Annotated in this window: 22 protein-coding genes; 12 read left to right on the top strand and 10 right to left on the bottom strand. The window is 70.4% G+C overall.

Annotated features, from left to right (window positions below):
- Position 1 precedes the first annotated feature (1 nt).
- On the top strand, positions 2-253 hold the full coding sequence (locus OG718_RS24350; protein ID WP_328845151.1) for a hypothetical protein: 252 nt from the start codon (positions 2-4) through the stop codon (positions 251-253).
- Between the two features lie 218 nt (positions 254-471).
- Here OG718_RS24350 and OG718_RS24345 read toward each other — a convergent pair whose 3' ends face one another.
- Positions 472-3,789 (bottom strand): S41 family peptidase, encoded by a 3,318-nt coding sequence (locus OG718_RS24345; protein ID WP_328847822.1) that lies wholly within the window; start codon positions 3,787-3,789, stop codon positions 472-474.
- Between the two features lie 267 nt (positions 3,790-4,056).
- Here OG718_RS24345 and OG718_RS24340 point away from each other — a divergent pair, with 267 nt between their 5' ends.
- From OG718_RS24340 to OG718_RS24320, 5 genes are all read left to right on the top strand, one after another.
- Positions 4,057-4,647, top strand: a complete 591-nt coding sequence (locus OG718_RS24340; protein WP_143638885.1) for a TetR/AcrR family transcriptional regulator — start codon at positions 4,057-4,059, stop codon at positions 4,645-4,647.
- A gap of 169 nt (positions 4,648-4,816) precedes the next feature.
- The gene (locus tag OG718_RS24335; protein ID WP_328845150.1) at positions 4,817-7,063 is read left to right on the top strand and encodes an MMPL family transporter; all 2,247 of its coding nucleotides are present in this window, start codon (positions 4,817-4,819) and stop codon (positions 7,061-7,063) included.
- A gap of 223 nt (positions 7,064-7,286) precedes the next feature.
- Entirely contained in the window at positions 7,287-7,841 is a 555-nt protein-coding gene (locus OG718_RS24330) for a cysteine hydrolase family protein (protein ID WP_328845149.1), read from the top strand.
- Positions 7,842-8,007: 166 nt separating this feature from the next.
- Positions 8,008-8,514 (top strand): YbaK/EbsC family protein, encoded by a 507-nt coding sequence (locus OG718_RS24325; protein WP_143638891.1) that lies wholly within the window; start codon positions 8,008-8,010, stop codon positions 8,512-8,514.
- Positions 8,511-9,356 carry a DMT family transporter gene (locus OG718_RS24320; RefSeq protein ID WP_306938553.1) on the top strand — a complete coding sequence of 282 codons (846 nt, stop codon included), beginning with the start codon at positions 8,511-8,513 and terminating at the stop codon, positions 9,354-9,356. Before OG718_RS24325 ends, OG718_RS24320 begins: the two co-directional genes overlap by 4 nt.
- A gap of 373 nt (positions 9,357-9,729) precedes the next feature.
- Here the strand turns inward: OG718_RS24320 and OG718_RS24315 are convergent, their stop codons facing one another.
- The 6 genes from OG718_RS24315 to OG718_RS24290 form a co-directional block, all read right to left on the bottom strand.
- Positions 9,730-10,896 (bottom strand): serine hydrolase domain-containing protein, encoded by a 1,167-nt coding sequence (locus tag OG718_RS24315; protein ID WP_328845148.1) that lies wholly within the window; start codon positions 10,894-10,896, stop codon positions 9,730-9,732.
- Positions 10,897-10,997: 101 nt separating this feature from the next.
- A complete protein-coding gene (locus tag OG718_RS24310; RefSeq protein ID WP_306938551.1) occupies positions 10,998-11,447 on the bottom strand; it encodes an organic hydroperoxide resistance protein in 450 nt (149 codons plus the stop codon).
- A gap of 101 nt (positions 11,448-11,548) precedes the next feature.
- The gene (locus tag OG718_RS24305; protein ID WP_143638918.1) at positions 11,549-12,040 is read right to left on the bottom strand and encodes a MarR family winged helix-turn-helix transcriptional regulator; all 492 of its coding nucleotides are present in this window, start codon (positions 12,038-12,040) and stop codon (positions 11,549-11,551) included.
- Positions 12,037-12,819, bottom strand: coding sequence for an energy-coupling factor ABC transporter ATP-binding protein (locus OG718_RS24300; protein ID WP_328845147.1), 783 nt, complete (start codon positions 12,817-12,819; stop codon positions 12,037-12,039). Before OG718_RS24300 ends, OG718_RS24305 begins: the two co-directional genes overlap by 4 nt.
- Positions 12,807-13,568 carry a cobalt ECF transporter T component CbiQ gene (cbiQ, locus tag OG718_RS24295; RefSeq protein WP_143638921.1) on the bottom strand — a complete coding sequence of 254 codons (762 nt, stop codon included), beginning with the start codon at positions 13,566-13,568 and terminating at the stop codon, positions 12,807-12,809. Before cbiQ ends, OG718_RS24300 begins: the two co-directional genes overlap by 13 nt.
- Position 13,569: 1 nt before the next feature.
- Entirely contained in the window at positions 13,570-14,619 is a 1,050-nt protein-coding gene (locus OG718_RS24290) for an energy-coupling factor ABC transporter permease (protein WP_143638923.1), read from the bottom strand.
- A 178-nt stretch (positions 14,620-14,797) separates the two neighbouring features.
- Between OG718_RS24290 and OG718_RS24285 the strand changes: the two genes are divergently transcribed.
- Positions 14,798-15,139, top strand: a complete 342-nt coding sequence (locus OG718_RS24285; RefSeq protein WP_143638925.1) for an SsgA family sporulation/cell division regulator — start codon at positions 14,798-14,800, stop codon at positions 15,137-15,139.
- Between the two features lie 113 nt (positions 15,140-15,252).
- On the opposite strand, the gene OG718_RS24280 is transcribed toward OG718_RS24285, so the two are convergent.
- Complete coding sequence (locus OG718_RS24280) at positions 15,253-16,950, bottom strand: penicillin-binding transpeptidase domain-containing protein (protein WP_328845146.1); 1,698 nt, start codon at positions 16,948-16,950, stop codon at positions 15,253-15,255.
- Positions 16,951-17,074: 124 nt separating this feature from the next.
- Complete coding sequence (locus OG718_RS24275; protein WP_328845145.1) at positions 17,075-18,712, bottom strand: penicillin-binding transpeptidase domain-containing protein; 1,638 nt, start codon at positions 18,710-18,712, stop codon at positions 17,075-17,077.
- A gap of 359 nt (positions 18,713-19,071) precedes the next feature.
- Between OG718_RS24275 and OG718_RS24270 the strand changes: the two genes are divergently transcribed.
- Together OG718_RS24270 and OG718_RS24265 are read left to right on the top strand one after the other, a co-directional pair.
- Entirely contained in the window at positions 19,072-19,578 is a 507-nt protein-coding gene (locus tag OG718_RS24270) for a DUF6232 family protein (RefSeq protein ID WP_260695301.1), read from the top strand.
- Positions 19,575-19,889 carry a hypothetical protein gene (locus OG718_RS24265; protein ID WP_143638933.1) on the top strand — a complete coding sequence of 105 codons (315 nt, stop codon included), beginning with the start codon at positions 19,575-19,577 and terminating at the stop codon, positions 19,887-19,889. Before OG718_RS24270 ends, OG718_RS24265 begins: the two co-directional genes overlap by 4 nt.
- An 88-nt stretch (positions 19,890-19,977) precedes the next feature.
- Here OG718_RS24265 and OG718_RS24260 read toward each other — a convergent pair whose 3' ends face one another.
- Complete coding sequence (locus tag OG718_RS24260) at positions 19,978-21,720, bottom strand: dolichyl-phosphate-mannose--protein mannosyltransferase (protein ID WP_328845144.1); 1,743 nt, start codon at positions 21,718-21,720, stop codon at positions 19,978-19,980.
- Between the two features lie 62 nt (positions 21,721-21,782).
- On the opposite strand from OG718_RS24260, the gene rsmI reads away from it, so the two are divergent.
- From rsmI to OG718_RS24245, 3 genes are all read left to right on the top strand, one after another.
- The gene (gene rsmI / locus OG718_RS24255) at positions 21,783-22,637 is read left to right on the top strand and encodes a 16S rRNA (cytidine(1402)-2'-O)-methyltransferase (protein WP_143638937.1); all 855 of its coding nucleotides are present in this window, start codon (positions 21,783-21,785) and stop codon (positions 22,635-22,637) included.
- A 200-nt stretch (positions 22,638-22,837) separates the two neighbouring features.
- Entirely contained in the window at positions 22,838-23,284 is a 447-nt protein-coding gene (locus OG718_RS24250; protein WP_328845143.1) for a hypothetical protein, read from the top strand.
- Positions 23,285-23,408: 124 nt separating this feature from the next.
- Positions 23,409-24,278, top strand: coding sequence for a TatD family hydrolase (locus OG718_RS24245; protein ID WP_328845141.1), 870 nt, complete (start codon positions 23,409-23,411; stop codon positions 24,276-24,278).
- The last annotated feature ends 82 nt before the right edge of the window (positions 24,279-24,360 follow it).

Here is a 24,360-nt window from a genome sequence, read left to right as displayed (position 1 = left end):
CATGAAGGACCAGTTCCAGGACAAGGCCGAGGAGCTCAAGGAGCAGGCGCGTCAGCGTGCCGGCCAGGGCCGGGACGAGGCGAGTGAGCGCGGGCAGCAGCCGCGTGAGCCGCGTGAACCGCGTGAGCGGGCGTCGCGTGAGCGTGAGCGGCAGGAGCCGGGGCGGCAGGAGCCGGGGCGTCAGACGCCTGACGAGGCTCAGCGCGCGTCGCGCGACGCGCAGGAGCGCTTCGACCAGGACTACGACATCTGATCGAGTGTCCTGAGCGTGGGGTGCCCTTCTTCGGGAGGGCGCCCCACGCTTTTGTGTTTGGCGGGCGTTCGTTGTTGGGTGCGGGTGCGTTGGGGCTGGTCGCGCAGTTCCCCGCGCCCCTAAAGACTTGGGTGGGCCCCGCTGAAGAAGGAACCCCCCGCGCGCCTAAAAGACTTGGCTGAGCCCCGGTCAAGAAGGAACCCCCACTGGCGAGTCCCCTACGAAAGTGTCCTCGGCGGTAGCTTCGGGCGGGTTCTCGTGGGGGTGTTTTCGTAGGTTGGTGGAGTTGCCGCGGGGTGTAGGGACAGGAGGTCCAGGGCCAGTTGGACCGCGTCGTCCAGTTGGGCGTGGCGGCCTTCTGCCCAGTCCAGGGGGGTGCGGAGGATTTCGAGGTCGGGGGTGACGCCCTGGTTCTCGACGGACCAGCCGTACGCGTCGAACCAGGCGGCGTTCATGGGGACCGTGATGACGGTGCCGTCGCCCAGGCGGTGGCGGCCGGTCATGCCGACGACGCCGCCCCAGGTGCGCTGGCCCACCACCGGGCCCAGTTTCAGGAGTTTGAACGCCGCCGTGATCATGTCGCCGTCGGACGAGGTCATTTCGTCGGCCAGGGCCACCACCGGCCCCCGCGGGGCGTTGGACGCGTACGACACCGGCTGGGCGCCCCGGGTCAGGTCCCAGCCCAGGATCGTGCGGGTGAGTTTCTCCACGACCAGCTCGCTGATGTGGCCACCGGCGTTGCCGCGTACGTCGACGATGAGGGCGGGCCGCGACACCTCCATGCGCAGGTCGCGGTTGAACTGGGCCCAGCCCGAGCCGCCCATGTCCGGGATGTGCAGATAGCCGCAGCGCCCGCCGCTCAACTCCCGTACGACCTCGCGGCGTTTGGCGACCCAGTCCTGGTAGCGCAGGGGGCGTTCGTCGACCAGGGGGACCACCGCGACCCGGCGTGAGCGGCCCTCGCCCTCCGCCGGGGTGAACGTCAGCTCGACCGTCGTGCCGCCCGCGCCCGCGAGGAGGGGGAAGGGGCCCGCGACGGAGTTCACCGGGCGGCCGTCCACATGGGTGAGGACCGCGCCCTCGCGGATGCCCGTACCGGCCAGCGGGGAACGGGCCTTGGAGTCGGAGGAGTCACCGGGAAGGATGCGCCGGACGAGCCAGCCTTCGTCGCGGCGCACGAAGTTGGCGCCGAGGAGGCCCTGCGCCCGCTGGTAGTGCGGCGGGCCCTCGTTGCGGCGGGCGGCGGTGACGTACGCGTGCGAGGTGCCCAGTTCGCCCAGGACCTCGCGGAGCAGGTCGGCGAACTCGTCGGGGGAGGCGACCCGTTCGACGAGCGGACGGTACTGCTCCAGGATCCCGTCCCAGTCGATGCCGCACATGTCGGGGGCCCAGAAGTAGGCGCGGATGAGACGGCCCGCCTCGGCGTACGCCTGGCGCCACTCCGCGGCCGGGTCCACCTCGTGCAGGATGCGGCGGAGGTCGATCCAGACGGTCGAGTCGCCGTCGCCGGGCTCCGTCGAGGGGACCGCGCGCAGGTCGCCCTCGTCGACCACGACCAGCCTGCTGCCGTCGCCGCTCAGCGCGAACCAGTCGAGATGCTCGACCAGTTCGGACTTCTTCGCCTTGGTGATGTTGAAGTACTCCAGGGTCGGACGGCCGCTCGTGTCGTCCGGATTCGCGAACGTCTCGCCCAGTGCTCCCGAGATCGGCCAGCGCAGCCAGACCAGGCCGCCGCCCGCGACCGGGTACAGCGCCGAGTACTTGGAGGCCGTGACCGGGAACGGCGTCACCCGGCTCTCCAGGCCCTCGATCTCCACGGTCACCGTTCCGTCGCCGGCATCGTCCTCGACCGGGTCCAGGCCGCCCGCCGCCGGGCGGCCCTCGGGGGTCAGCGCGAACGGGGACGGGGTCGCCGAGGACAGGGGGACGAGGTACGGGCGGCAGCCCAGCGGGAAGGAGAGGTCGCCGGTGTGGACGTCGTACACCGGGTCGAACCCGCGCCAGGAGAGAAAGGCGAGGAAGCGGCCGTCCCGGGTGAAGACCGGGTTCTCGTCCTCGAAGCGGCCGTTGGTGACGTCGACGATCGTGCGCGCGCCCGGACCCTCGATGCGGGCCATCTTGATCTGGCGCAGGGTGCGGCCGATGCCCGGGTGCGACCAGGTCAGCCACGCCCCGTTCGGGGAGAAGGCCAGGTCGCGCACCGGCCCGTTGATGGACCGGATGAGCTCCGTGACCCCGCTTTGCCCGGACTCCGTACGGGAGTTGCCCTCGGACTCCTCCGTCGCGTCGAGAAGCAGCAGTCGCCCGTCGTTCGACGCGATGGCGAGACGCTCGCCCTTCGGGTCCGAGACGAGTTCCAGGACGCGGCCCAGTTCGCCGGAGGCCAGCCGGCGCGGCTCGCGTTCGCCGCTGGCGCGCGGCAGATAGGCGATCTCGACGGCGTCCTCGCCCTCCGCGTCCGTCACGTACGCGACCTGCCCGCCCGAGCCGAGCATCTCGGGGAGCCGGACGCGGACGCCCGGGGTGTCCGCGATCGTGCGCGCCGGGCCGTCGCGGTGCGTGAGCCAGTACAGGCTGCCGCGTACGACGACCGCGCCGGCCCGGCCCGTCTCGTCCACGGAGATCCCGTCGACGTGCTGCGCGGCCGGCACCTGGTACGTACGGCGTCCGGCGCGCGGCCCGCCGAGGCGTACGTCGAGGCGGCGGGGCAGCGATTCGGGGGACAGGTCGTCGACGATCCACAGGTCGCCCGCGCACTGGTAGACGACCCGGGTGCCGTCGCTGGACGCGTGCCGGGCGTAGAAGGTGTCGTGGTCGGTGTGGCGGCGCAGGTCGGAGCCGTCGTGCAGACAGGAGTAGAGGTTACCGATGCCCTCGTGGTCGGAGAGGAAGGCGATGCGGCCGCCGACGAACATCGGCGAGTCCAGGTGCCCGTCGAGATCGGCGAGGATGCGCCGCCCGTGCAGCCAGAGCCGGCCGGTGGCACCGCCGCGGTAGCGCTTCCAGGCGGCGGGCTCGTGCGGGGGCGTGCCGGTGAGCAGCAGTGTCAGGCGCTCGCCCGCGAAGTCCTCGACCGCGATGTGGGAGACCGGGCCCCACGGGAGCTTGCCGCCGGGGCAGCCGTCGACGGGCACGCTGTAGGCCCAGGTGAAGTACGAGAAGGGCTCGCCGTGCGAGGCGACGGCGAGGATGTCGCCGTCGGGGGACCAGCCGCAGACCTGGGTGTCGGCGTTCCCCCAGTAGGTGAGCCGCCGGGCCGGGCCGCCGTCCACCGGCGCCAGATGGATCTCCGGCACGAGGTTGCGCCAGGTCGTGTACGCGATGTGGCGGCCGTCGGGCGAGAAGCGCGGATGGCTCACCTTCGTCCGGTCGACGGTCAGCCGCCAGGCCCGGCCGGGGGTGTCCAGGGGGGCCACCCAGAGGTCGTCCTCGGCCGCGAAGCACAGGCGGTCGCCGCTGAGGTGCGGGAAGCGCAGGTAGGCGGCGGAGCCGTGGCCGTCCCCGGTCGCCCCGCGGTCCGCGGCCTCTTCTGGCAGAGGGCCGTCTCCGGTCGCGTTCTCGTACTCGTCGCTCACCCACCCATGCTTTTCCGGTGGGCGGGGCCCGGCAACTCGTGGTCCGGCGGAACGGGTGTGCCGCGGCCCGGGGGAGGGCGCCGGTGGGACGTGAGTGGGGACACCGGTGAGAAGTCGGTGAGAAGCCGTGACCCAGCACACGTACGAAACGGTTTCGTTTCGCTTGGGGATGGGGTACCTTCATAGGCGTACGAGACAGTTTCGTTCGAGCGGAAAGTGGTGAGCAGGATGGCTGAGACAGCAACGACGCGTCGCAGCCGGATCACGCCCGAGCGCGAGGCCGAGTTGTACGAGGCCGTGCTCGACCTGCTCCAGGAGGTCGGTTACGACTCCCTGACCATGGACGCGGTCGCCACCCGCACCCGGTCCAGCAAGGCCACCCTCTACCGCCAGTGGGGCGGAAAGGCCGAACTGGTCGCGAGGGCGATCCGGCATCACAAGCCGGTCGATCTCGCGTCGATCGACACCGGAACCCTGCGGGGCGACTTCCATGCGCTCACGCAACGCCAGAACGACTGCCAGATGGAACAGGACTCCGCGCTGATGCGAGTCCTCGGCACGGCGGCCCACACGAACCCCGAACTGCTGGCCGCCCTCCGCGAATGGCTGATCGAGCCGGAACTCGGGGAGATGCGTCGGGTGGTGCAGCGTGCCGTCGACCGCGGCGAGGTCCGTGCGGACAACCCCGCGATCGACTACGTGCTGCACATGATCATCGGTGCCTTCGTGGCGCGGACGTTGATCGACGAACAGCCACCGACCCAGGCCTTCATCGCCTCGTACATCAACGCTGTGGTGATCCCCGCCCTCAGCGCCTGATCCGATCCCGGGTCCCTTGGGTTCTACGGCCCTGGACCCTCCCCGAACCTCACGCCCCGAGGCTCATCCCCCTTACGCACGACCCCAGTTGCACCTGACGCGACCGCTCACGTCGTCGGGCCGATGACTCACGCCCTGCCATCACCGACCTGACCGGGAGTACGCCCTCGTGGCCACGTTCCTCTACAACCTCGGCCGACTCGCCTTCCGGCGACGGCATTTCGTCGCACTGATATGGGTGGCGCTGCTGACGCTCGCGGGCGTCGGAGCGGCGAGCGCACCCGCCGCCGGAACCACCTCCTTCTCGATTCCCGGCACCGAGGCGCAGAAGGCCTTCGACCTGCTGGAGCAGCGGTTCCCCGGCGCCAGCGCCGACGGTGGCACCGGGCGCATCGTCTTCAAGGCGCCCGAAGGCCAGAAGATGACGGACGCCGACAACAAGGCGACCGTCGCGAAGACCGTCAAGGAACTGGGCGGCGGCACCGAAGTCGTCTCCGTCACCGACCCCTTCACGACGAACGCCGTGAGCAAGGACGGCACGGTCGCCTACACGTCGGTGAAGTACGAGGTCCCCGGCATGGAGCTCGCGGACTCGACCAGGGAGTCCCTGGAGGCTGCCGGTGACGACGCCCGGGCCGCCGGGCTGACCGTCGACGTCGGAGGTGACGCGCTGGAGGCCGGCGCCGAACCGGGGGCGGTCGGCGAGATCGTCGGCATCGCCATCGCCGCGGTCGTCCTCGTCATCACCCTGGGCTCGCTGGTCGCGGCCGGACTGCCGCTGCTGACGGCGATCATCGGCGTGGGCATCGGAGTCTCCACGATCACCGCTCTCGCCAAGGCGCTCGACCTCGGCGACACCACCTCCACGCTCGCCCTGATGATCGGCCTCGCGGTCGGTATCGACTACGCGCTGTTCATCGTCTCCCGCTACCGGAACGAACTGGCCGAGGGCCGCGACCGCGAGGAGGCGGCGGGCCGCGCCACCGGCACCGCCGGCTCGGCTGTCGTCTTCGCGGGGCTCACGGTCGTGATCGCCCTGGCGGGTCTCGCGGTCGTCAACGTCCCGATGCTGACCAAGATGGGTCTCGCGGCGGCGGGCACGGTCGTGATCGCCGTCCTCATCGCGCTGACCATGATCCCGGCGATGCTCGGATACGCGGGCAGGAAGATCCGGCCGGCCGGCGAGAAGCGCAAGGCGTCCGACGCCGCCACGCCCGAGAAGCAGACCAAGTCCGAGAAGCAGGCCAAGCCCAACATGGGCACCCGCTGGGCGAGCTTCGTCATCCGCCGCCCGGTCGCCGTGCTGGTGCTCGGCGTGGTCGGTCTGGGCGCGATCGCCCTTCCCGCCACCCAGCTGGAGCTGGGCCTGCCCGACGACGGCTCGCAGCCGACGTCCACGACCCAGCGCCGGGCGTACGACACGCTGTCGGAGGGCTTCGGCCCCGGCTTCAACGGCCCGCTGATGATCGTGGTCGACGCCAGGGACAGCGACGACCCGACGGCCGCCTTCGGTGACGTGGCCGACGGGATCAAGGGCCTCAAGGACGTCGTGACGGTCACGCCGCCGGCGCCCAACAAGGCCGGCGACACCGCGACGATCACCGTGATCCCGAACTCCAAGCCGTCCTCGACCCAGACCGAGGACCTGGTGCACGCCATCCGTGACAAGGGTTCCGACTTCAAGGCCGACACGGACGCGGAGGTACTGGTCACCGGCACCACCGCGATGAACATCGACTTCTCGCAGAAGCTCAACGACGCGCTGGTCCCGTACCTGGCACTGGTGGTCGGTCTCGCCTTCCTGCTCCTGATCGTGGTCTTCCGCTCCATCCTGGTCCCGCTGAAGGCGGCCCTCGGCTTCCTGCTCAGCGTGCTCGCCGCGCTCGGCGCAGTGGTCGCGGTCTTCCAGTGGGGCTGGTTCTCCGGCCTGATCGGTGTCGAGGAGACCGGTCCGATCATGTCGATGATGCCGATCTTCATGGTGGGTGTGGTGTTCGGTCTCGCGATGGACTACGAGGTGTTCCTCGTGACCCGCATGCGGGAGGCGTTCGTCCACGGAGAGTCGGCGAGCCAGGCCGTGGTGACCGGTTTCCGGCACAGCGCCCGGGTCGTGGTCGCCGCCGCGATCATCATGATGGCCGTCTTCGGCGGCTTCATCAGCTCCAGCGAGTCCATGATCAAGATGATCGGCTTCGGTCTCGCGATCGCCGTCTTCTTCGACGCCTTCGTCGTCCGTATGGCGATCGTCCCGGCGGTCCTCGCGCTGCTCGGCAAGAAGGCCTGGTGGCTGCCGAAGTGGCTGGACCGCGCCCTGCCGAACGTCGACGTCGAGGGCGAGGGCCTGCGGGCCCACGACGACCGGACGAAGGACTCGGGCTCCGGCTCCGACGAGGACCGGGAGCTGGTGCGCGCCTGAGGACCGGGAGGCGGTACGCGCCTCATGCGCGGGAGCCGGTACGTGACCGATGTACGGCTGACACGCATGTGACGTGCCGGCTCCTGTGAAGGACCAGCCGGTGAGGGCTCCGTGGGGACGGGCGGCCCTCACCGGCTTCATTCGTGCCGCGCGGGTGTGCCACGGGTGTGTGCGGCACGCCGGGCCGGGGCGATTGTCAGTGGCGCGGTCTAGCGTGAAGGGCATGACGACTCTCTCCGAACGACCTCGCACGGCCCTGATGGTGATCGACGTCCAGAAGGGCGTCGTGGCCGGGGCCCACCAGCGCGACACGGTGGTCGCGAACATCGCCGCCCTCGTCGAAACGGCCCGCACCCAAGGCGCCCCGGTCGTCTGGGTCCAGCACTCCGACGAGGGCCTGGAGAAGGGCAGCGAGGCCTGGGAGTACGTTCCCGAGCTGGCCCGCCGGGATTCGGAACCGCTGGTGCACAAGTCGTACGGCGACTCCTTCGAGGACACCGACCTGGAGGAGGTCCTGGCCGGAGCAGGCGTCGGACATCTGGTGGTCACCGGCGCCCAGACCGACGCGTGCATACGGTCCACGATCCACGGAGCGTTCGTGCGGGGCTACGACGTGACACTCGTCGGCGACGCCCACACGACGGAGGACCTGAGCCAGTGGGGTGCCCCGCCGCCGGAGCAGGTCATCGCGCACACGAACCTGTACTGGCAGGAGCAGTCGGCACCGGCGCGCAAGGCCGGGGTGGCGGAGACGAAGGACGTGACGTTCAGCGACTGAGCCCGGGGCGGGACTCGGCCCGGCGGAGGCCGAGGTCCGTGATGGTGACCTCGCCGTCCGGGCCGGCCTGTCCGCCGAGCCGGTCGCCCAGCGCGCCGGGGCGGGGGAGTGCGCTGCCGTGGAACTCGTTCGCATGTCCCGTACACCCACCGCTAGCGTGCCGTGCATGACGACGAGCGCAGCTGAAGAGTCCGGAGCACACCCCCGTTTCGCCGAAGCCCTGAGCGAGCTGGGTCTCGACGATCTGCACCCGCGGATCCGCCGCTTCCCGGACGCCGCCCGTACGGCCGTCGAGGCCGCCGAGGCGATCGGGTGCGAGCTGAGCGAGATCTGCAAGTCGCTGATCTTCGCGGCGGACGGCGTGCCTGTCCTGGTGCTGATGGACGGATCGTCCCGGGTGGACATCGAGCTCGTACGCCTGGCGCTGGGGGCCGAGAAGGTCACCCGGGCCAAGGCCGAGCTGGTCCGGGAGACGACCGGGTACGCGATCGGGGGCGTACCGCCCTTCGGGCACCGCACCCGGACCCGTGTCCTGGCGGACCGCTCGCTGCTGGACCACGACACGGTGTGGGCCGCCGCGGGCACCCCGCACACCGTGTTCCCCATGGACCCGAAGACCCTGATCGCCCACGCGGGCGGCACTCTGGTGGATGTCCGCGAGCAGTCCGCGTGACCCCGCTGGTCACCGCGGCCGTCCTGCTCGCCGCGGTCACGCACGCCAGCTGGAACGCCATCGCCCACCAGATCACCGACAAGCTGGTCGGCTTCACGCTGATCGCGGGCGGCGGGATGCTGATCGGGCTGGCCATGGTCCCGTTCGTGCCGTTCCCGGCGGCGGAGGCGTGGCCGTATCTGATCGGCTCGGCGGTCATCCACGTCGTGTACTACGTGCTGCTGATGAAGTCCTTCCGGCTCGGAGACTTCGGGCAGGCGTACCCGATCGCACGTGGCACCGCGCCCCTGGTGGTGACCCTCCTCGCCGCCGTCTTCGCGCACGAGGTGCCCGACGGCTGGGCGGCGGCGGGCATCGTGGTGTCCTGCGCCGGGCTGACCGGCGTCGCACTGTGGGGCCTGCGCGGACGCCGGCCCAACTGGGCGGCGATCGGCGCCGCGTTGGCGACGGGCCTGTCGATCGCGGCGTACACCGTCGTCGACGGCCTGGGCGTACGCGCCTCCGGCTCCTCCCTCGCCTACATCGCCTGGCTGATGGCGGTGGAGGGCGTGGCGGTCCCCGCGTACGCGCTCTACCACTGGCGCGGTGAACTGCTCGGCGTCCTACGCCCGTTCGCCGCCGTCGGCCTACTGGGCGCCGCCCTGTCAGTCGCGGCCTACGGCCTGGTCCTCTGGGCCCAGACCAAGGCGGAACTGGCCCCGATCGCGGCGCTCCGGGAGTCGTCCATCATCGTCGGCGCGGCCATAGGAGCGGTCTTCTTCAAGGAGCGGTTCGGGGCGCCTCGCATCGCTGCCGCGGGGCTGCTGGTCGTGGGCATCGGCCTCATGCTCCACGCCTCATGAGGCGGCGCGGGCCCGGCGGGGGGTGTTCGCGCAGTTCCCCGCGCCCCTGAAAACGGGGCTGCCGCCCGAGTCTTTTAGGGGGCGCGGGGAACTGCGCGCTCAACCCAATGCGGCCGGCAGCAAATCCACAACACCAGCCCTCACCCCCTCAGGAGCGCAGGGAACTGCGCGCCAAGCCCTCACCGGGCCGCAGCGAATCCACAAGACCAGCCCTTACCCCCCTCAGGGGCGCGGGGAACTGCGCGAACAACCCTCACCGGGCCGCAGCGAATCCACAACACCAGCCCCACACACCCAGGGGCGCGGGGAACTGCGCGACCAGCCACAACGCACCCGCACCCGTACCCAACACAGAACCGCCAGAGGCACCCGTTCACAACGAGGCGCGAAGTGCCCGCACAAGCGCCTGCGCCCGAGGATCCGCCGTCACCGTCTTGCTGAAGCCGTTCGTGACGTAGCCGAAGGCGATGCCCGACTCGGGGTCGGCGAAGCCGAGGGAGCCGCCGCGGCCCGGGTGGCCGAAGGAACCGGCTTCCAGGAAGGGCGAGGCCGAGCCATGGAGCATGTAGCCGAGACCGAAGCGGGTGTTGATCACCAGGACCCGGTCCGGCCCCGCGGACTCCTCCGCGCGGGCCGCCGCCAGCGTCCCGGGCGTGAACAGGCGCCGCCCGCCGTCCACTTCACCGATCAGCGACGCGTAGAAGCGGGCCAGCCCGTCCGCCGTGGCGATGCCGTTCGTTGCGGGGAGCGCGGCCGCCCGGTACGCCGGGTCGTTCTGGTCGGGGAACGGAGTGATCGCGGCGAAGGCCCGTCGGGTGAGGGAGGCCGGATCGTCGTAGGCCTCGGCGACCGACCGCTTCGGGCGGGACCGCAGACCCCCGGCGTTCCCCGGCGCCTCCACGCGGCCGACCACGCCCACCCGGCCCACCTCCGCGGCGGGCAGCCCGACCCACAGATCGGCGCCCACCGGTCCGGCGATCTCCCCGGCGATCCAGTCACCGACGCCACGGCCCGTGACACGCCGCACCAGCTCGCCGGCCATCCAGCCGTACGTGAGGGCGTGGTAGCCGTGATTCGTGCCGGGCTCCCACACGAGGGCCTGGCGCGCGACCGCCTCGGCACCGCGCAGGGGGTCCAGCGCCTCCTCGGGCGTCAGCGGCAGATCAAGGACCGGCAGCCCGGCCCGGTGCGACAGCACGTGCCGCACCAGGACCCGCTCCTTGTCCGCCGCCTTGAACTCGGGCCAGTACTCGCCCACCGGAGCGTCCAGGTCCAGCAGCCCGCGCTGGTGCAGGAGAAGGAGTGCGGCCGCGGCGACGCCCTTGGTCGCCGAGCGCACGATCTGGGCGGTGTCGCGCTCCCAGGGCGCCGAGTCCGCCGTACCGTCGACGTCCTTCGTGCCGGCCCACAGGTCCACGACCCGGTGCCCGTCCCGGTACACGGCGACGGCCGCACCCCGGTCCCCGAGCACCTCGAAGTTCCGTACGAACGCTTCCCCGACCGGCTCGAAGCCCTCGGCCACAGTGCCGTTCACGTCCACGCCCGTGCTCCGTTCAGTCCAGTCCTGTCCAACTCGCTCCGCGGACAGTGGGTGCAACGCCCACCCACCGCCCGCGATTCCTGAGAATTGTCGGACCGGCCCTAGCCCAGCAGGATCGTGACCTCGATGTTGCCGCGTGTCGCGTTCGAGTACGGGCAGACCTGGTGGGCGGCGTCCACGAGCTTCGACGCCACGTCCTGGTCGAGGATCGGCAGCGAGACGCTCAGGGCGACCGCGAGGCCGTAACCGCGCTGCTTGTTGGGGCCGATTCCGACCTTCGCGGCGACCGTCGAACCGGTCAGGTCGAAGCCCTCGCGGCGGCCGACCAGGACCAGCGCGTTGTGGAAGCAGGAGCTGAAGCCGGCCGCGAAGAGCTGCTCCGGGTTGGTGCCGTTACCGTCGCCGCCCAGCGCCGGAGGCATCGCGACCTTCAGCTCCAGCTGGCCGTCCTGGCTGGTCACATACCCTTCGCGGCCCCCGTGTGCCGTGGCCTCGGCCACGTACATGATCTTCGTGGGACGGCTGTCGAGGTCAACAGCGGCGTCGGTCATGGATCGCCTCACCCCCAGGCACGCGAGAACGCGGAATCAGAGTCCAGAAACAGAGTGCACAAACACATCGCACACAATGTATCCACCGATCCGGCCACTTATTACTTGGGGGTAGAAACCGTCGGTAACATCGAGGTCAGCCGCCGGAGGTCCGCGCGCAGCCGCTCCACCTCGTCCGCCGTCAGCCGCGTCCCGGCCAGCAGCGCCGACGGCACGCACTCCGCGCGCTCCCGCAGCTCCTCGCCCCGCCCGGTGACCGCGACCAGCACCGACCGCTCGTCCAGCACGGAGCGCTCCCGGTGGACAAGACCGGCCGACTCCAGGCGTTTGAGCAGCGGCGACATGGTCCCGTAGTCGAGCCGCAGGGTCCCGGCCAGCTCCTTGACGGTGAGCTCGCCGCGCTCCCAGAGGACGAGCATGACCAGGTACTGCGGATAGGTGAGCCCGAGCGCTTCGAGGAGCGGACGGTACGCGGCGGTCACGGCACGCTGGGCCGCGTACAGCGCGAAGCACAACTGGTCGTCGAGCAGCAGCGAACCGGCCGGCGCGCCCTCGTCGGGCGAATCCGCCGTCGGACCCTCTTCGTTCGTCACGCGCCCATTGTCACGGAGCGCGGGTCGAAGCCGAACGGCAACTCCAGACGGTGCTCCCGCATCAGCTCGTCGTCCGACAGAAGCTCGCCGGTCCTGCCGTCCGCCGCGATCACGCCGTCGCTGAGGATCAGGGCCCGCGGGCACAGTTCGAGGGCGTACGGCAGATCGTGCGTGACCATGAGCACGGTCACGTCCAACGACCGCAGGATGTCGGCGAGTTCGCGCCGTGAGGCGGGGTCGAGGTTGGACGACGGCTCGTCGAGGACCAGGATCTCCGGCTCCATCGCGAGCACGGTCGCGACCGCCACCCGGCGCCGCTGCCCGAAGGAGAGATGGTGCGGCGGGCGGTCGGCGAAGGCCTCCATCCCGACCCGCTCCAGGGCGGTGCGCACCCGCGCCTCCAGCTCGGGCCCCTTGAGCCCGGCGGCCGCGGGCCCGAAGGCCACGTCCTCGCGCACGCTCGGCATGAACAGCTGGTCGTCCGGGTCCTGGAAGACGATGCCGACCTTCCGCCGGATCTCCGCCATGTGCTTCCGGCCGACGGGCAGCCCGGCCACCGTCACGGTCCCGGCACCGCCGGTCAGGATGCCGTTGAGGTGCAGCACGAGGGTCGTCTTGCCGGCGCCGTTCGGCCCGAGCAGCGCCACGCGCTCACCGCGATCGACGGTGAAGTCGACGCCGAAGAGGGCCTGGTGTCCGTCGGGGTAGGCGAAGGCGAGTCCGGAGACTTCCAGGGAGGGCGCGGTAACAGGAGTCACGGAGGAGGTCACAGGGTCCATCCCAACAGACACACGACGAGGGCGGCGGACGGCAGGGCGAGCGCGTACGACCACTGCGCCCGGGACGCGGTCACCTCGTCGATGACCGGCATCGAACCGGCGTACCCCCGGCTGACCATGGCGAGATGCACCCGCTCCCCGCGTTCGTACGAGCGGATGAAGAGCGCGCCCGCGGACTTGGCGAGGACGCCCCAGGACCGGACGCCGCGGGCCTCGAAGCCGCGCGACTCCCGCGCGATCTTCATCCGCCGCATCTCGTCCGCGATGACGTCCCCGTAGCGGATCATGAAGGACGCGATCTGTACGAGGAGCGGCGGCAGCTTCAACCGCTGGAGCCCCAGCAGCAGTTCGCGCAGTTCGGTCGTCGAGGCGAGCAGGACGGACGCGGCGACGCCGAGCGTGCCCTTGGCCAGCACGTTCCAGGCGCCCCACAGACCGTTCACGCTCAACGACATGCCGAGTACGTCGACCCGCTCGCCCTGCGCCACGAACGGCATCAGCACCGCGAAGGCCACGAACGGCACCTCGATCAGCAGCCGCTTCAGCAGGAAACCGGCCGGGACGCGGGCCGCGTACGCCACGGCACCCAGCAGCAGCGCGTACAGCCCGAAGGCCCACATCGCCTCGCGCGGGGTCGACACCACGACCAGCACGAAGGCGAAGACGGCGGCGAGCTTCGTGTGCGGCGGCAGGGCGTGCACGGGTGAGTGCCCGTGCCGGTAGAGCCGGTGCGCGTGTCCCGCCCCCATGTCAGACGGATTCCCCGACCTGCGAGGGCGAGGCCTCGGACGTACGGCGCTTCCGTACGGCCCAGAAGACGCCCGTGCCCGCGACGACCGTGACGCCCACGCCGATCACGCCCGCGAGGCCGCCGGAGATCCGGGAGTTGGTCAGGCCCTCGACGCCGTAGTCGGCGAGCGGGGAGTCGGCGGCCGCGTGGTCCTCGGCCTTGGCGTCGATGCCCTTGTCGGCGGCGACCTTCTCCAGGCCGTCGGGGTTCGCGGAGGCGTAGAAGCTGACGAAGCCCGCGAGGACGAGGGAGGCGGCCAGGCCCGCCAGCCACACCGGGCGGTGCGACCGCGCGGCGACCGGGACGGGCTCCGCGGCGGGCGTGTCCACCAGCTCCCCGCCGACGCGCAGCTTCAGCGGCGCGGTCAGACCGCGGGCCCCGTACACGAGGTCCGGTCGTACGGCGATGACGGCGCCCACCGTGAGAGCGGTGATCGCGGCCTCACCGATGCCGATCAGGACGTGGACGCCGACCATGGCGGTGAGGACCTGCCCGATCGGGACGTCCGTGGTGCCGCCTATCGCGTAGACGAGCGTGAAGGCCGCGGCGGCGGCCGGAACGGAGAGCACGGCGGCGATGAACGCCGAGACGGTAATGGACCGACGCTTCTTGGGCAGAAGTTTTACAAGACCGCGGAAGACGGTGTACGCCACGACCGTCGTGACCACCGCCATGACGGTGATGTTCACACCGAGCGCGGTGAGCCCGCCGTCCGCGAAGAGGATGCCCTGCATGAGGAGCACGACCGAGACACAGAGGACCCCGGTGAAGGGGCCCACGAGTATCGCGGCCAGCGCGCCTCCGAGCAGATGTCCGCTGGTCCCGGCCGCGACCGGGAAGTTGAGCATCTGCACGGCGAAGATGAAGGCGGCGACGAGACCCGCGAGCGGGGCGGTGCGCTCGTCCAGTTCGCGCCGGGCGCCGCGCAGGCTCACGGCGACGGCCGCCGCGGCGACGACTCCGCTGGCCACGGAGACGGGTGCGTTGATGAAACCGTCGGGGACGTGCATGAGGGCTCCGCTTCCGGGGGCAGGCCGGCTGGCTATAACCGTTCGATGATAGTGGCTTAATGCGAACAGCTTGCAAGAGCGAGGTGACCTCGAATAATTCAGGAGCGCATTTCGGAAAATATGCGACATTGGAGAGGAAGCAGCTCAAACACGGAGCAGCTCGCAGAGGGAGCGATCGATGTCCGCCGTCGAGCAGTACGCGCGCGCCCACATAGTGACGGACGCGGCGCAGGATCCGCCCGCCGTCCCGGTGGCCCTTCGATACGACCCGGAGGCCGACCCCCGACGGGTGCACATCATGCTGCCCGGCCATCACGAGTGGGTCTTCGCCCGCGACCTGCTCGAACAGGGTCTGCGGGCTCCGGCCGCCGCCGGTGACGTACGCATCTGGCCGTGCGGGCGGGTCCAGGCCGTCATGGAGTTCCACTCGCCGAAGGGAGTGGACGTCGTGCAGTTCGACACGAGGACCCTGATCCGGTTCCTGCGTCGTACGTACACGGCCACGCCGGTCAGCAGCTGACCGGACACTCGGCCGGGGCGCTCCGCCGGGGCGCCCCGCTGGGGTGCGGTTTCGTCTGCGGGTTCGTCGTGGCTGGTCGCGCAGTTCCCCGCGCCCCTGAAGGGCGCGGGGCTTCAGCTGCCTGCCTTCAGCAGTGCCGCCACGATCGGGCCGGCCGTTTCGCCGCCGTGGCCGCCCTGCTGGACGACGCCCGCGGCCGCGAGGTCGCCCTTCCAGGCGGTGAACCAGCCGTTGGGCTTCTTCTGGCCGTCGACCTCCGCGGAGCCGGTCTTGGCGCCGAAGTCCGGGCCGAGACCGGCCATGGCCTCGGCCGCCGTGCCGGCCGCCGCCGTGTACTGGAGGAGCTCCTTGAGCTGGGCCTGAGTGCCGACCGACAGCGAGCGGGATGCCTTCGCGAGGGTGCGCTTGTCGACCGTCGGGGCCACCAGATAGGGCTGGTGGAAGGTGCCCGTCTTGGCGGTGGCGACGACCGACGCCATGTTCAGCGGGTTCATCCGGACCCCGCCCTGGCCGAGCAGCGAGGCAGCCATCTGTGCCTGCGACTGGACCGGCACCGAGCCGTCGAAGGTCGGCACGCCGATCGCCCAGTTGTCCATGCCGAGCCCGAACACCTGCTGGGCCTGCTTGGTCAGGTCGTCGTCGCTCAGCTTTTTGGCCTGGCTGATGAAGGCCGTGTTGCAGGAGCGCGCGAAACTCGCCTTGAACGTGCCGCCCTTGATCTGGAACTTGTCGTCGTTCTGGAACTTCCAGCCGCCGTACGTCGAGTACTTGGGGCAGGGGTGCTGCTTGTCCGCCGACGCGAGGCCCTTGTCGATGAGCAGCGACGCCGTGATGATCTTCATCGTCGAGCCGGGGGCCAGGGAGCCCTGGAAGGCGGTGTTGAAGCCGTGGCCGGCGTTCGCGACGGCCAGGATCTCGCCGGTGGACGGCCGGATGACGACGGCCGACGACTTGGCCTTCTTGGCCACCTGCTGCTCGGCGGTCGCCTGGAGACCCGGGCTGAGCGTCGTACGGACCGTGCCCGGGGTGCCCTTGCTCAGCTCGAGGAGCGTCTTGTCGGGGTTCTCGTCGGAAGCGGTCTTGGCGGAGCCCTCGGCGTCCTTCGACTTCGCCTCGGCGCGGATCACCCGCAGCTCGATGCCCGCCTTGCCGCCCGCCGTCTTGCCGAACTTCTCCCGCAGGCCGTCCAGGACCGTGCCGAGCGAGGGGTACTTGGCGGTGGTCAGCTCGCCGCCGTCCCGGTCGAGCGCCTTCACCGGGGGCGTGCCGGCCTCACCGGTGACCAGCTTGTCGCCGTCCTTCAGGTCCGGGTGCACGACCGCCGAGTGCCAGTCGACCAGCGGCTTGCCGTCCTTGGCGCGACGGACGACGGTGAGCTCGGACTCGTACGCCAGGGGCTTGGTCAGGCCGCCCTTGTACGCGACCGTGCCCTTGACGGAGAACGGGACGGCGGCGCCGGAGCGCTTCTTGGCGGTGAGCGTCACATCCTTGATGTACGCCTCCTTGCCGTAGCCGGTGAGGAGGGTGCGGGCCGCCGCCGTGTCGTTCGTGGCGGCCGCGGCGGTCGTGACGTCACCGCCCTGCCAGGCCGTGAGGAACGCCGTGGCCGTCGACTTCACCTCGGTCGCCGACAGCGGGCCCTTCTTCACGGGCTTGGAGTCGGAGGCCGAACTCGAATCGTCGGCCGCCGCCCCGCCCCCGTACAGGGCGTAGACACCGAACCCCGCGCCGCCCACGACAACGGCGATCATCCCGCCGATGACGGCGGGTTTCGTCCTGCCACGCTCAGGCGCGCGCCTTCTGTTCCCCACGGCTTCCGTTCCTTCGCTGCTTCCCCGGTACCTCACGGTCCCCTACAAGAACGAGCGTCACCACCCTAGAGTCCCGCCCTGTGGGCGTGAGTTCGGACACCTGTGTACCGGCGCCCCCTCGGGCTCAGCCCCCCGCCCGCAGGACCTGGGCCACGATCGGTCCTGCCGCGTCGCCGCCGTGGCCGCCCTCCTCCGTCATGGCCGCGGCCGCGACGTCGTTGCGGAAGCCGGTGAACCAGCTGTTGGGCGTCTTCTGGCCGTCGACCTCGGAGGAGCCGGTCTTGGCGCCGATGTCTCCGCCGAGCCCGCGCATGGCCTCCTGGGCGGTGCCGCCGGTGGCGGTGAGCCGCATCATCTGCTTCAGCTGGCCGACGGTTCCGCTCGACAGGCCGCGGGCGGTGGCCAGTTGGCGGTTGTCGAGCTTCGGTGACACGAGGTAGGGCTGGCGGAACGTGCCCGTGATCGCGGTCGCGGTGACCGACGCCATGTTCAGCGGGTTCATCTGGACCTCGCCCTGGCCGATCGCGTTGGCCGCGCGGTTCGGGCCGGCGGACGCGGGGACGCTGCCGTCGAAGGAGACGATGCCCGTCTTCCAGTCCTTGCCCAGGCCGAACCGCTCCTGGGCCTCGGTCGTGAGCGACTCGTCCGTGAGCGGGTTCGCCTCGGTGCCGTCGATGAGCTTCACGAAGGCCGTGTTGCACGAGCGCATGAAGCTGTTGGCCAGCGAGGCACCCTCGTTGGGCTCCATGCCCTTGAGGTTGGGGATCGTCTGGCTCTGCCAGGTCGCGGTCGGCGGACAGGGTGCCGGGCCGTTCATCGAGGCCACGCCGTTGTCGATGAGCATCGCCGCGGTGATGATCTTCATCGTGGAGCCGGGCGCGACCTGGCCCTGGAACGCCGCGTTGAACGCGTCGCCGCGGTGGTTCGCGACCGCCAGCACCTGACCGGTGCTCGGCTGCACGGCGACCACCGACGACTCCGCGAACCGCGTGACCGCCTTCTCCGCCGCCGCCTGCACGCCCGCGCTGAGCGTCGTGCGCAGCTTGCCCGCCTCGCCCTTGGTGAGGGTCACCAGCGAGGTGTCTCCCGCGCTCTCGCTGTCGTGCCGGATCGCGAGTTCGACGCCGGGCGTGCCGCCGGCCTTGTCGCCGTACCTGTCGCGCAGCGTGTCCAGGACCGGGCCGAGCGACGGGTACTTCTCCTTGGTCAGGACGACGCCGTTCCGGTCCACCGCCTCGATGGGCGGGCTCGCGGCCTCGCCCGTGACCAGGGTGTCGCCGGTCTTCAGATCCGGGTGCACGACGGACGGCTGCCAGTCGACCAGCGCCTTGCCCGTGGTCTTCCCGCGTACGACGGTCAGTTCGCTCTTGTACGCGAGGGGCTTGCTCTTTCCCTCGTACGACACCGTGGCCGACACCGAGTAGGGGACGGTCGTGCCCGTCGGCGTACCGGGCGTGACCTTCACCTTGGTGATGTGCGCCTGGCCGGCGTAGGCGACCAGCAGGGGCCTGGCGGCCTGCGCGTTGTTCGTCTCCGCCGCGGCCGTGGCCGCCTCACCCTGCTCCCAGGCCGCGAGGAACTTCTTGCTGGTCTCCTCGACCTCGTCTCCCGACGGCGGCCCGGTCTTCTTCTCCGCCGTGGTCCCGGCCGAGCCGCTGTCGCCGCTGACCGCGCTCACTATGTTGTACGCGCCGTACCCGGCGCCCCCCACCATCACAGCGAACACCCCGCCCACAATGGCGGCCTTGGCCCCGTTGCGCATCGCGCGTTCCCTCCCCGATTCCCCGTTCCCCGTGAACCTTTCTGAACGCGTTCAGAAAGGTGTCCATGTTGGCACTGTATGCGGGAGGCGTGGCGGATGGGGCGGCTGTCTCCAGAAGTTGTCCGAACAGAGACGAGGATCCCGAGGCGGTTCACATATCTGACCGCTCATGACTGCCCGTCACCACCCATGCCTGTCCGCGCGCTCCCTCGGAACGGTCGCCGAGAGCGGAAAACCAATCAGAAAGAGACCGCCTCCGTCACCGCGTTCTCAATATCGGATCAGCATTCTTTTTGCTGTTCGTCGATTCCTTTCATGTGTTTGAGTGACGTGCTTCACACCGCAAATGAGGGGGACGAGTGGGGTATTCGCGCGGGATCACAGAAGTCCAAGTCAGCAAGGGCGCCCTGTGGGTGGCTTCGGATACATATCCGTTGCGCAACATCGCCAGGACGTCGATGCGGGAAATCGTGCCCGACTACGGCAAGGCCAAGGCCGAGTTCGTGAAGAAGCTGGTGCTCCAGCTGATCCTGGTGTTCGCGGGGCTCGCGCTGATGTCGGCGTCGGTGTTCTTCGGCTTCCTGCTGCTGATCGTCGGTGCCGGACTGATCGCTCGCGACTATCAGCGGCTCCAGAAGGTACTGAACGCTCCGACGCTGTACGTACTGCAGATCACGACGTCGGGGTCCCCGCAGACCGCACTGACGAGTGACGACAAGGGACTGATGGACAAGATCTTCCACCAGCTGATGGAAGCGATGGACAACCCGGAAATCCAGTTCCGCTACGAAATGCCGACCTACAACATCAACGGCGACAGCATCTACCAGTTCGGCGACCACAACACGGGACAGGTGATCGGGTGACCGGCGACAGCGTCATGCAGTTCGGCAACTTCAACATCGGAATGGTCAAGAGTCAGGGCCCGGTGGACCAGCGCGCGGCCCACGAGCAGATGATCAACGCGGTACTGGCCATCCGGGCGCGCGTCTCCGAGACGGACCGGGCGGTGATCGACGACTCCCTGGGCATCATCGACACCGACGGCCCCGTGGACCGCCAACGCTTCCGCCAGGCCCTCGGCACGATTGGCGGAATCGCGGCGTTGCTGGGGGCGGCGGGGGCACCGGTGATCGAGTCGATCGGCAACGTGATGGAGGCGTTCGGCCTGGGCTAGTCGCAGGCTTCCGGCCTCGGACGTACACAGTGCTCCTGCCCCGCCACGACGGGCCAGGAGCACTGCCATGTCATCTCCACCCGGGCCCTCAGACCCAGGTGTCCAGCCACATCCGTGACCGCCAGCTGTCGATCGGGATGGCCTCGCCCGTGTAGATCGGCCAGAAATAGATGAAGTTCCAGGCGATGAGGAGGACCAGGACTCCCGCCGTGGCCGCGCCGATCACGCGGCGGCGTTCGGTGGAGCCGGGCGGGCCGAGGATCGCGCCGATCATCATGGCGACGGCGAGGCAGAGGAAGGGGAGGAAGACGACGGCGTAGAAGAAGAAGATCGTGCGTTCCTGGTACATGAACCAGGGGAGGTAGCCGGCCACGACGCCGCAGGCGATCGCGCCCGCGCGCCAGTCGCGGCGGAAGAGCCAGCGCCACAGGACGTAGAGGACCGCGAAACCCGCCGCCCACCAGAGCATCGGCGTGCCGAGGGCGAGGACCTCGCGGGCGCACTTCTCGCCCGCGTCCGTCGGGCAGCCGTCCTTGCCGGGCAGCGGCGACTCGTAGAAGTACGAGACCGGGCGACCGGAGACGATCCAGCTCCACGGGTTCGACTGGTAGGTGTGCGGGGAGTGCAGGCCGACGTGGAAGTCGTACACCTGGGTCTCGTAGTGCCACAGGCTGCGCCACCAGTCGGGGAACAGCCAGGACCAGTCGCTGGTGCGGCCGTCGGCCGTGGCCCAGTCGCGGTAGTAGCCGCCCTTGCCGTTGGTGGCCGACAGGAACCAGCCCGTCCACGACACGATGTACGTGGCGATCGCGACCGGGACCGTGGAGAGGAACGCCCAGCCCACGTCGTGCTTGAGGACCGCCAGATGGGGGCGGCGGGCGCCCGCGACCCGGCGGGAGCCGACGTCCCACAGGACCGTCAGCAGGCCGAACGCGACGAGGAAGTAGAGGCCGTTCCACTTCGTGCCGATGGCGAGGCCGAGCAGCAGACCGGCCGCCAGGCGCCAGGGGCGGCGTCCCAGCAGCGTCTCCTCGGCGACGCGCGCGTCCGGGTGTACGAGGCCGTCGGCGTTCGGTGGGAGCGCGGCTGCGAGGCGTTCGCGGACCTTGTCGCGGTCGATGAGCAGGCAGCCGAAGGCCGCGAGGACGAAGAACATCAGCACCTGGTCGAGCAGCGCCGTGCGGCTCATCACGAAGTGCAGGCCGTCGACGGCCATCAGGGCGCCGGCCAGGCAGCCGAGGAACGTCGAGCGGAAGATGCGGCGCCCGATCCGGCACAGCATCAGCACCGACAGCGTGCCGAGCAGCGCCGTCATGAACCGCCAGCCGAACGGCGTGAACCCGAACATCCACTCGCCGAGCCCGATGACGTACTTGCCGACGGGCGGATGGACCACATAGGCGGCGTCCGTCGGGATCTTGACGTTGCCGCCGTTCTGCAGGATCAGTTCGTTGGCGTTCTTCGCCCAGTTGACCTCGTACCCGCGGTGGATGAGCGCCCAGGCGTCCTTGGCGTAGTACGTCTCGTCGAATATCACCGCCTTCGGGCTGCCGAGGTTCCAGAACCGCATCACGCCCGCGATCAGCGTGACGAGCAGCGGGCCGCCCCACGCCGACCAGCGCACGAGGCGTTCCGCCGCCTCCCGGCGGAGCCCGATCGCCGCCCACAGCCGGGGGCTGGGCTCGGTGTACGCGGGCACCAGGCGGCCCTGGACGTCGCCTCTGGGCGGGGCCGTGTAGCCGAACCGGCGCAGCCGCTGTTGCCACGACGGCCGCTGGTCTTCGACGCCCTGTCCCTGCCGGGTGTCCGTGGAGGACGCGGTACTGGTCACCGCGCCATCGTAGGGAACAGGTCTGTGTGAGTCCCGCGGGCCGCCCCTGCGAGGATGGAACCGTGACAGGAACCCTTGTACTCGCCGGCACGCCCATCGGGGACATCGCGGACGCGCCGCCCCGTCTGACGGCCGAGTTGGCGGGGGCCGACGTCATCGCCGCCGAGGACACGCGGCGGCTGCGGAGACTGACGCAGGCGTTGGACGTACAGCCGTCCGGGCGGGTCGTCTCGTACTTCGAGGGGAACGAGTCCGCGCGTACGCCCGAGCTGGTCGAGGCGCTGGTGGGCGGGGCGCGCGTGCTGCTCGTCACGGACGCCGGGATGCCGTCCGTGTCCGACCCGGGATACCGGCTGGTCGCCGCCGCCGTGGAGAAGGACATCAAGGTCACGGCCGTCCCCGGACCCTCCGCGGTGCTCACCGCGCTCGCGCTGTCCGGGCTGCCCGTCGACCGGTTCTGCTTCGAGGGATTCCTGCCGAGGAAGGCCGGCGAGCGGCTGTCGCGGCTGCGGGAGAACGAGGTCGAGCGGCGCACGCTCGTGTACTTCGAGGCGCCGCACCGCCTCGACGACACGCTCGCCGCGATGGCCGAGGTGTTCGGTGCGGAGCGGCGGGCCGCCGTCTGCCGCGAACTGACCAAGACGTACGAGGAGGTCAAGCGCGGGCCGCTGGGCGAACTCGCCGCCTGGGCCGCCGAAGGGGTGCGCGGCGAGATCACCGTCGTCGTGGAGGGCGCCTCGGAGACCGTCGAGTCGCTCGACGCCGAGGAGCTGGTGCGCAGGGTGCGGGTTCGCGAGGAGGCGGGGGAGCGGCGCAAGGAGGCGATCGCCGCCGTCGCCGCCGACGCGGGACTGCCGAAGCGGGACGTCTTCGACGCGGTCGTCGCGGCGAAGAACGCGACGCGCCCGAACCCCTGAGCGAACAGCCGCGTCCGACCCCATGAGCGGGCAAAGGACGATCGCGAAAAGCAAAGCTCAGACCGTGTTCTGAGGGCGCTCCGACAAGGAAAGGCCAAGACGGCTCCAACACTCGACAGGTCTGGTGCGCATCGGCCGGCGGAAGCGTCCACTGGTTAAAGGACGCACCCGTCCTCGTCCAGCGGACAAGAGGAGCTGGCATGAGTGAGATCGCAGGTCAGACCGGGCAGATCACTGGAGATCCTGGCCACCGCACCACGGCGACCGACACAGTCCACGAGTCGTATTCCTTCGCCTGCATGCGCTGCGGGCACGGCTGGGAGCAGTCGTACGAGATCGAGCACCACCTCGACGCCGAGGGCACCGAATTCGTCATGTACGTGGCCGACGGCCGGGTCGTGCCGTCGCCGCTGAGCCGGCCCAGCTGTCTGAACTGCGACGGCCATGTCGTCCGCATCATGCGCGCGGGACAGGTCTCCTCGGCGCAGAACTCGTTGCGCCGGCCGACGCCCGTACGGCCGAGGAAGGCCCCGGACGCCGAGAGCCCGGAGACGGCGGAGAACGCGGAGTCGGCAGCGGCCGAGGAGCGTCACCACTGGCACCTCTCCGATCTGCTCCACCCGTTCCACCACCGCAAGGCGAGCTGATCCTCCGGTCCGCCCACTGATGCCGGGCCCCACGTTCCGCGGCGCCTCCCCCCGCCTCCCGCGACGTGGGGCCCGGCATCCCCCTTCCCGATGCCTCCCGAGACCCCCTTCGTAGGATCGGGGCATGCCTTCCAACGCCGAAGCCCCGCCCCCGCCGACTCCCCTCCGGGTGCCGGTCGCCGACTCGCACACCCACCTCGACATGCAGTCCGGCACGGTCGAGGAGGGCCTCGCCAAGGCCGCGTCGGTCGGTGTGACCACGGTCGTCCAGGTGGGCTGCGACGTGAAGGGCTCACGCTGGGCCGCCAAGACCGCCCTTGAGCACGAGGCCGTCCACGCGACCGTCGCGCTGCACCCGAACGAGGCCCCCCGGATCGTGCACGGCGACCCCGACGGCTGGTCCCGGCAGGGCGCCCGGCAGCCCGGTGGCGACGGCGCGCTGGACGAGGCGCTCGCCGAGATCGACCGGCTCGCGGCCCTTGTGCAGGTCAAGGGCGTCGGCGAGACCGGCCTCGACTACTTCCGCACGGGCCCCGAGGGCAAGGCCGCCCAGGAGAGGTCCTTCCGCGCCCACATCGAGATCGCCAAGCGGCACGGCAAGGCGCTGGTCATCCACGACCGCGACGCCCACGCCGACGTGCTGCGGGTCCTGAAGGAGGAGGGCGCCCCCGAGCGGACCGTCTTCCACTGCTACTCGGGTGACGCCGCCATGGCGGAGATCTGTGCCCGCGCCGGCTACTACATGTCGTTCGCCGGGAACATGACCTTCAAGAACGCCCAGCCGCTGCGCGACGCCCTCGCCGTCGCCCCGCTCGAACTGGTCCTCGTCGAGACCGACGCGCCCTTCCTGACCCCCGCGCCGTACCGCGGACGGCCCAACGCCCCGTATCTCATTCCGGTCACGGTCCGCGCCATGGCCGCCGTGCGGGGGCTGGACGAGGACGCGCTGGCGACGGCGATCTCGGCGAACACGGCCCGCGCGTTCGATTTCTGAGCCGTAACGGCCGGCCCGCCCGCAGGGGTCCGACCGGGGGACGTCTCGCGACACAGCGTAGTCGTGCTGCTTTGGAGAGTGA

This window comes from Streptomyces sp. NBC_00258, from assembly GCF_036182465.1.
Lineage (GTDB): Bacteria > Actinomycetota > Actinomycetes > Streptomycetales > Streptomycetaceae > Streptomyces.
Note: the sequence above shows the minus strand (reverse complement) of the source record. Positions and strands in the feature narration are given on the sequence as shown.

Coding starts and splice junctions, on each gene's coding strand:
- cbiQ (WP_143638921.1), bottom strand. CDS start 13,568: ATGGGGGCGGGACACGCGCACCGGCTCTACCGGCACGGGCACTCACCC.
- OG718_RS24330 (WP_328845149.1), top strand. CDS start 7,287: ATGACGACTCTCTCCGAACGACCTCGCACGGCCCTGATGGTGATCGAC.
- OG718_RS24340 (WP_143638885.1), top strand. CDS start 4,057: ATGGCTGAGACAGCAACGACGCGTCGCAGCCGGATCACGCCCGAGCGC.
- OG718_RS24285 (WP_143638925.1), top strand. CDS start 14,798: ATGTCCGCCGTCGAGCAGTACGCGCGCGCCCACATAGTGACGGACGCG.
- OG718_RS24325 (WP_143638891.1), top strand. CDS start 8,008: ATGACGACGAGCGCAGCTGAAGAGTCCGGAGCACACCCCCGTTTCGCC.
- OG718_RS24300 (WP_328845147.1), bottom strand. CDS start 12,819: ATGGACCCTGTGACCTCCTCCGTGACTCCTGTTACCGCGCCCTCCCTG.
- OG718_RS24275 (WP_328845145.1), bottom strand. CDS start 18,712: ATGCGCAACGGGGCCAAGGCCGCCATTGTGGGCGGGGTGTTCGCTGTG.
- OG718_RS24245 (WP_328845141.1), top strand. CDS start 23,409: ATGCCTTCCAACGCCGAAGCCCCGCCCCCGCCGACTCCCCTCCGGGTG.
- OG718_RS24250 (WP_328845143.1), top strand. CDS start 22,838: ATGAGTGAGATCGCAGGTCAGACCGGGCAGATCACTGGAGATCCTGGC.
- OG718_RS24310 (WP_306938551.1), bottom strand. CDS start 11,447: ATGACCGACGCCGCTGTTGACCTCGACAGCCGTCCCACGAAGATCATG.
- OG718_RS24290 (WP_143638923.1), bottom strand. CDS start 14,619: ATGCACGTCCCCGACGGTTTCATCAACGCACCCGTCTCCGTGGCCAGC.
- OG718_RS24350 (WP_328845151.1), top strand. CDS start 2: ATGAAGGACCAGTTCCAGGACAAGGCCGAGGAGCTCAAGGAGCAGGCG.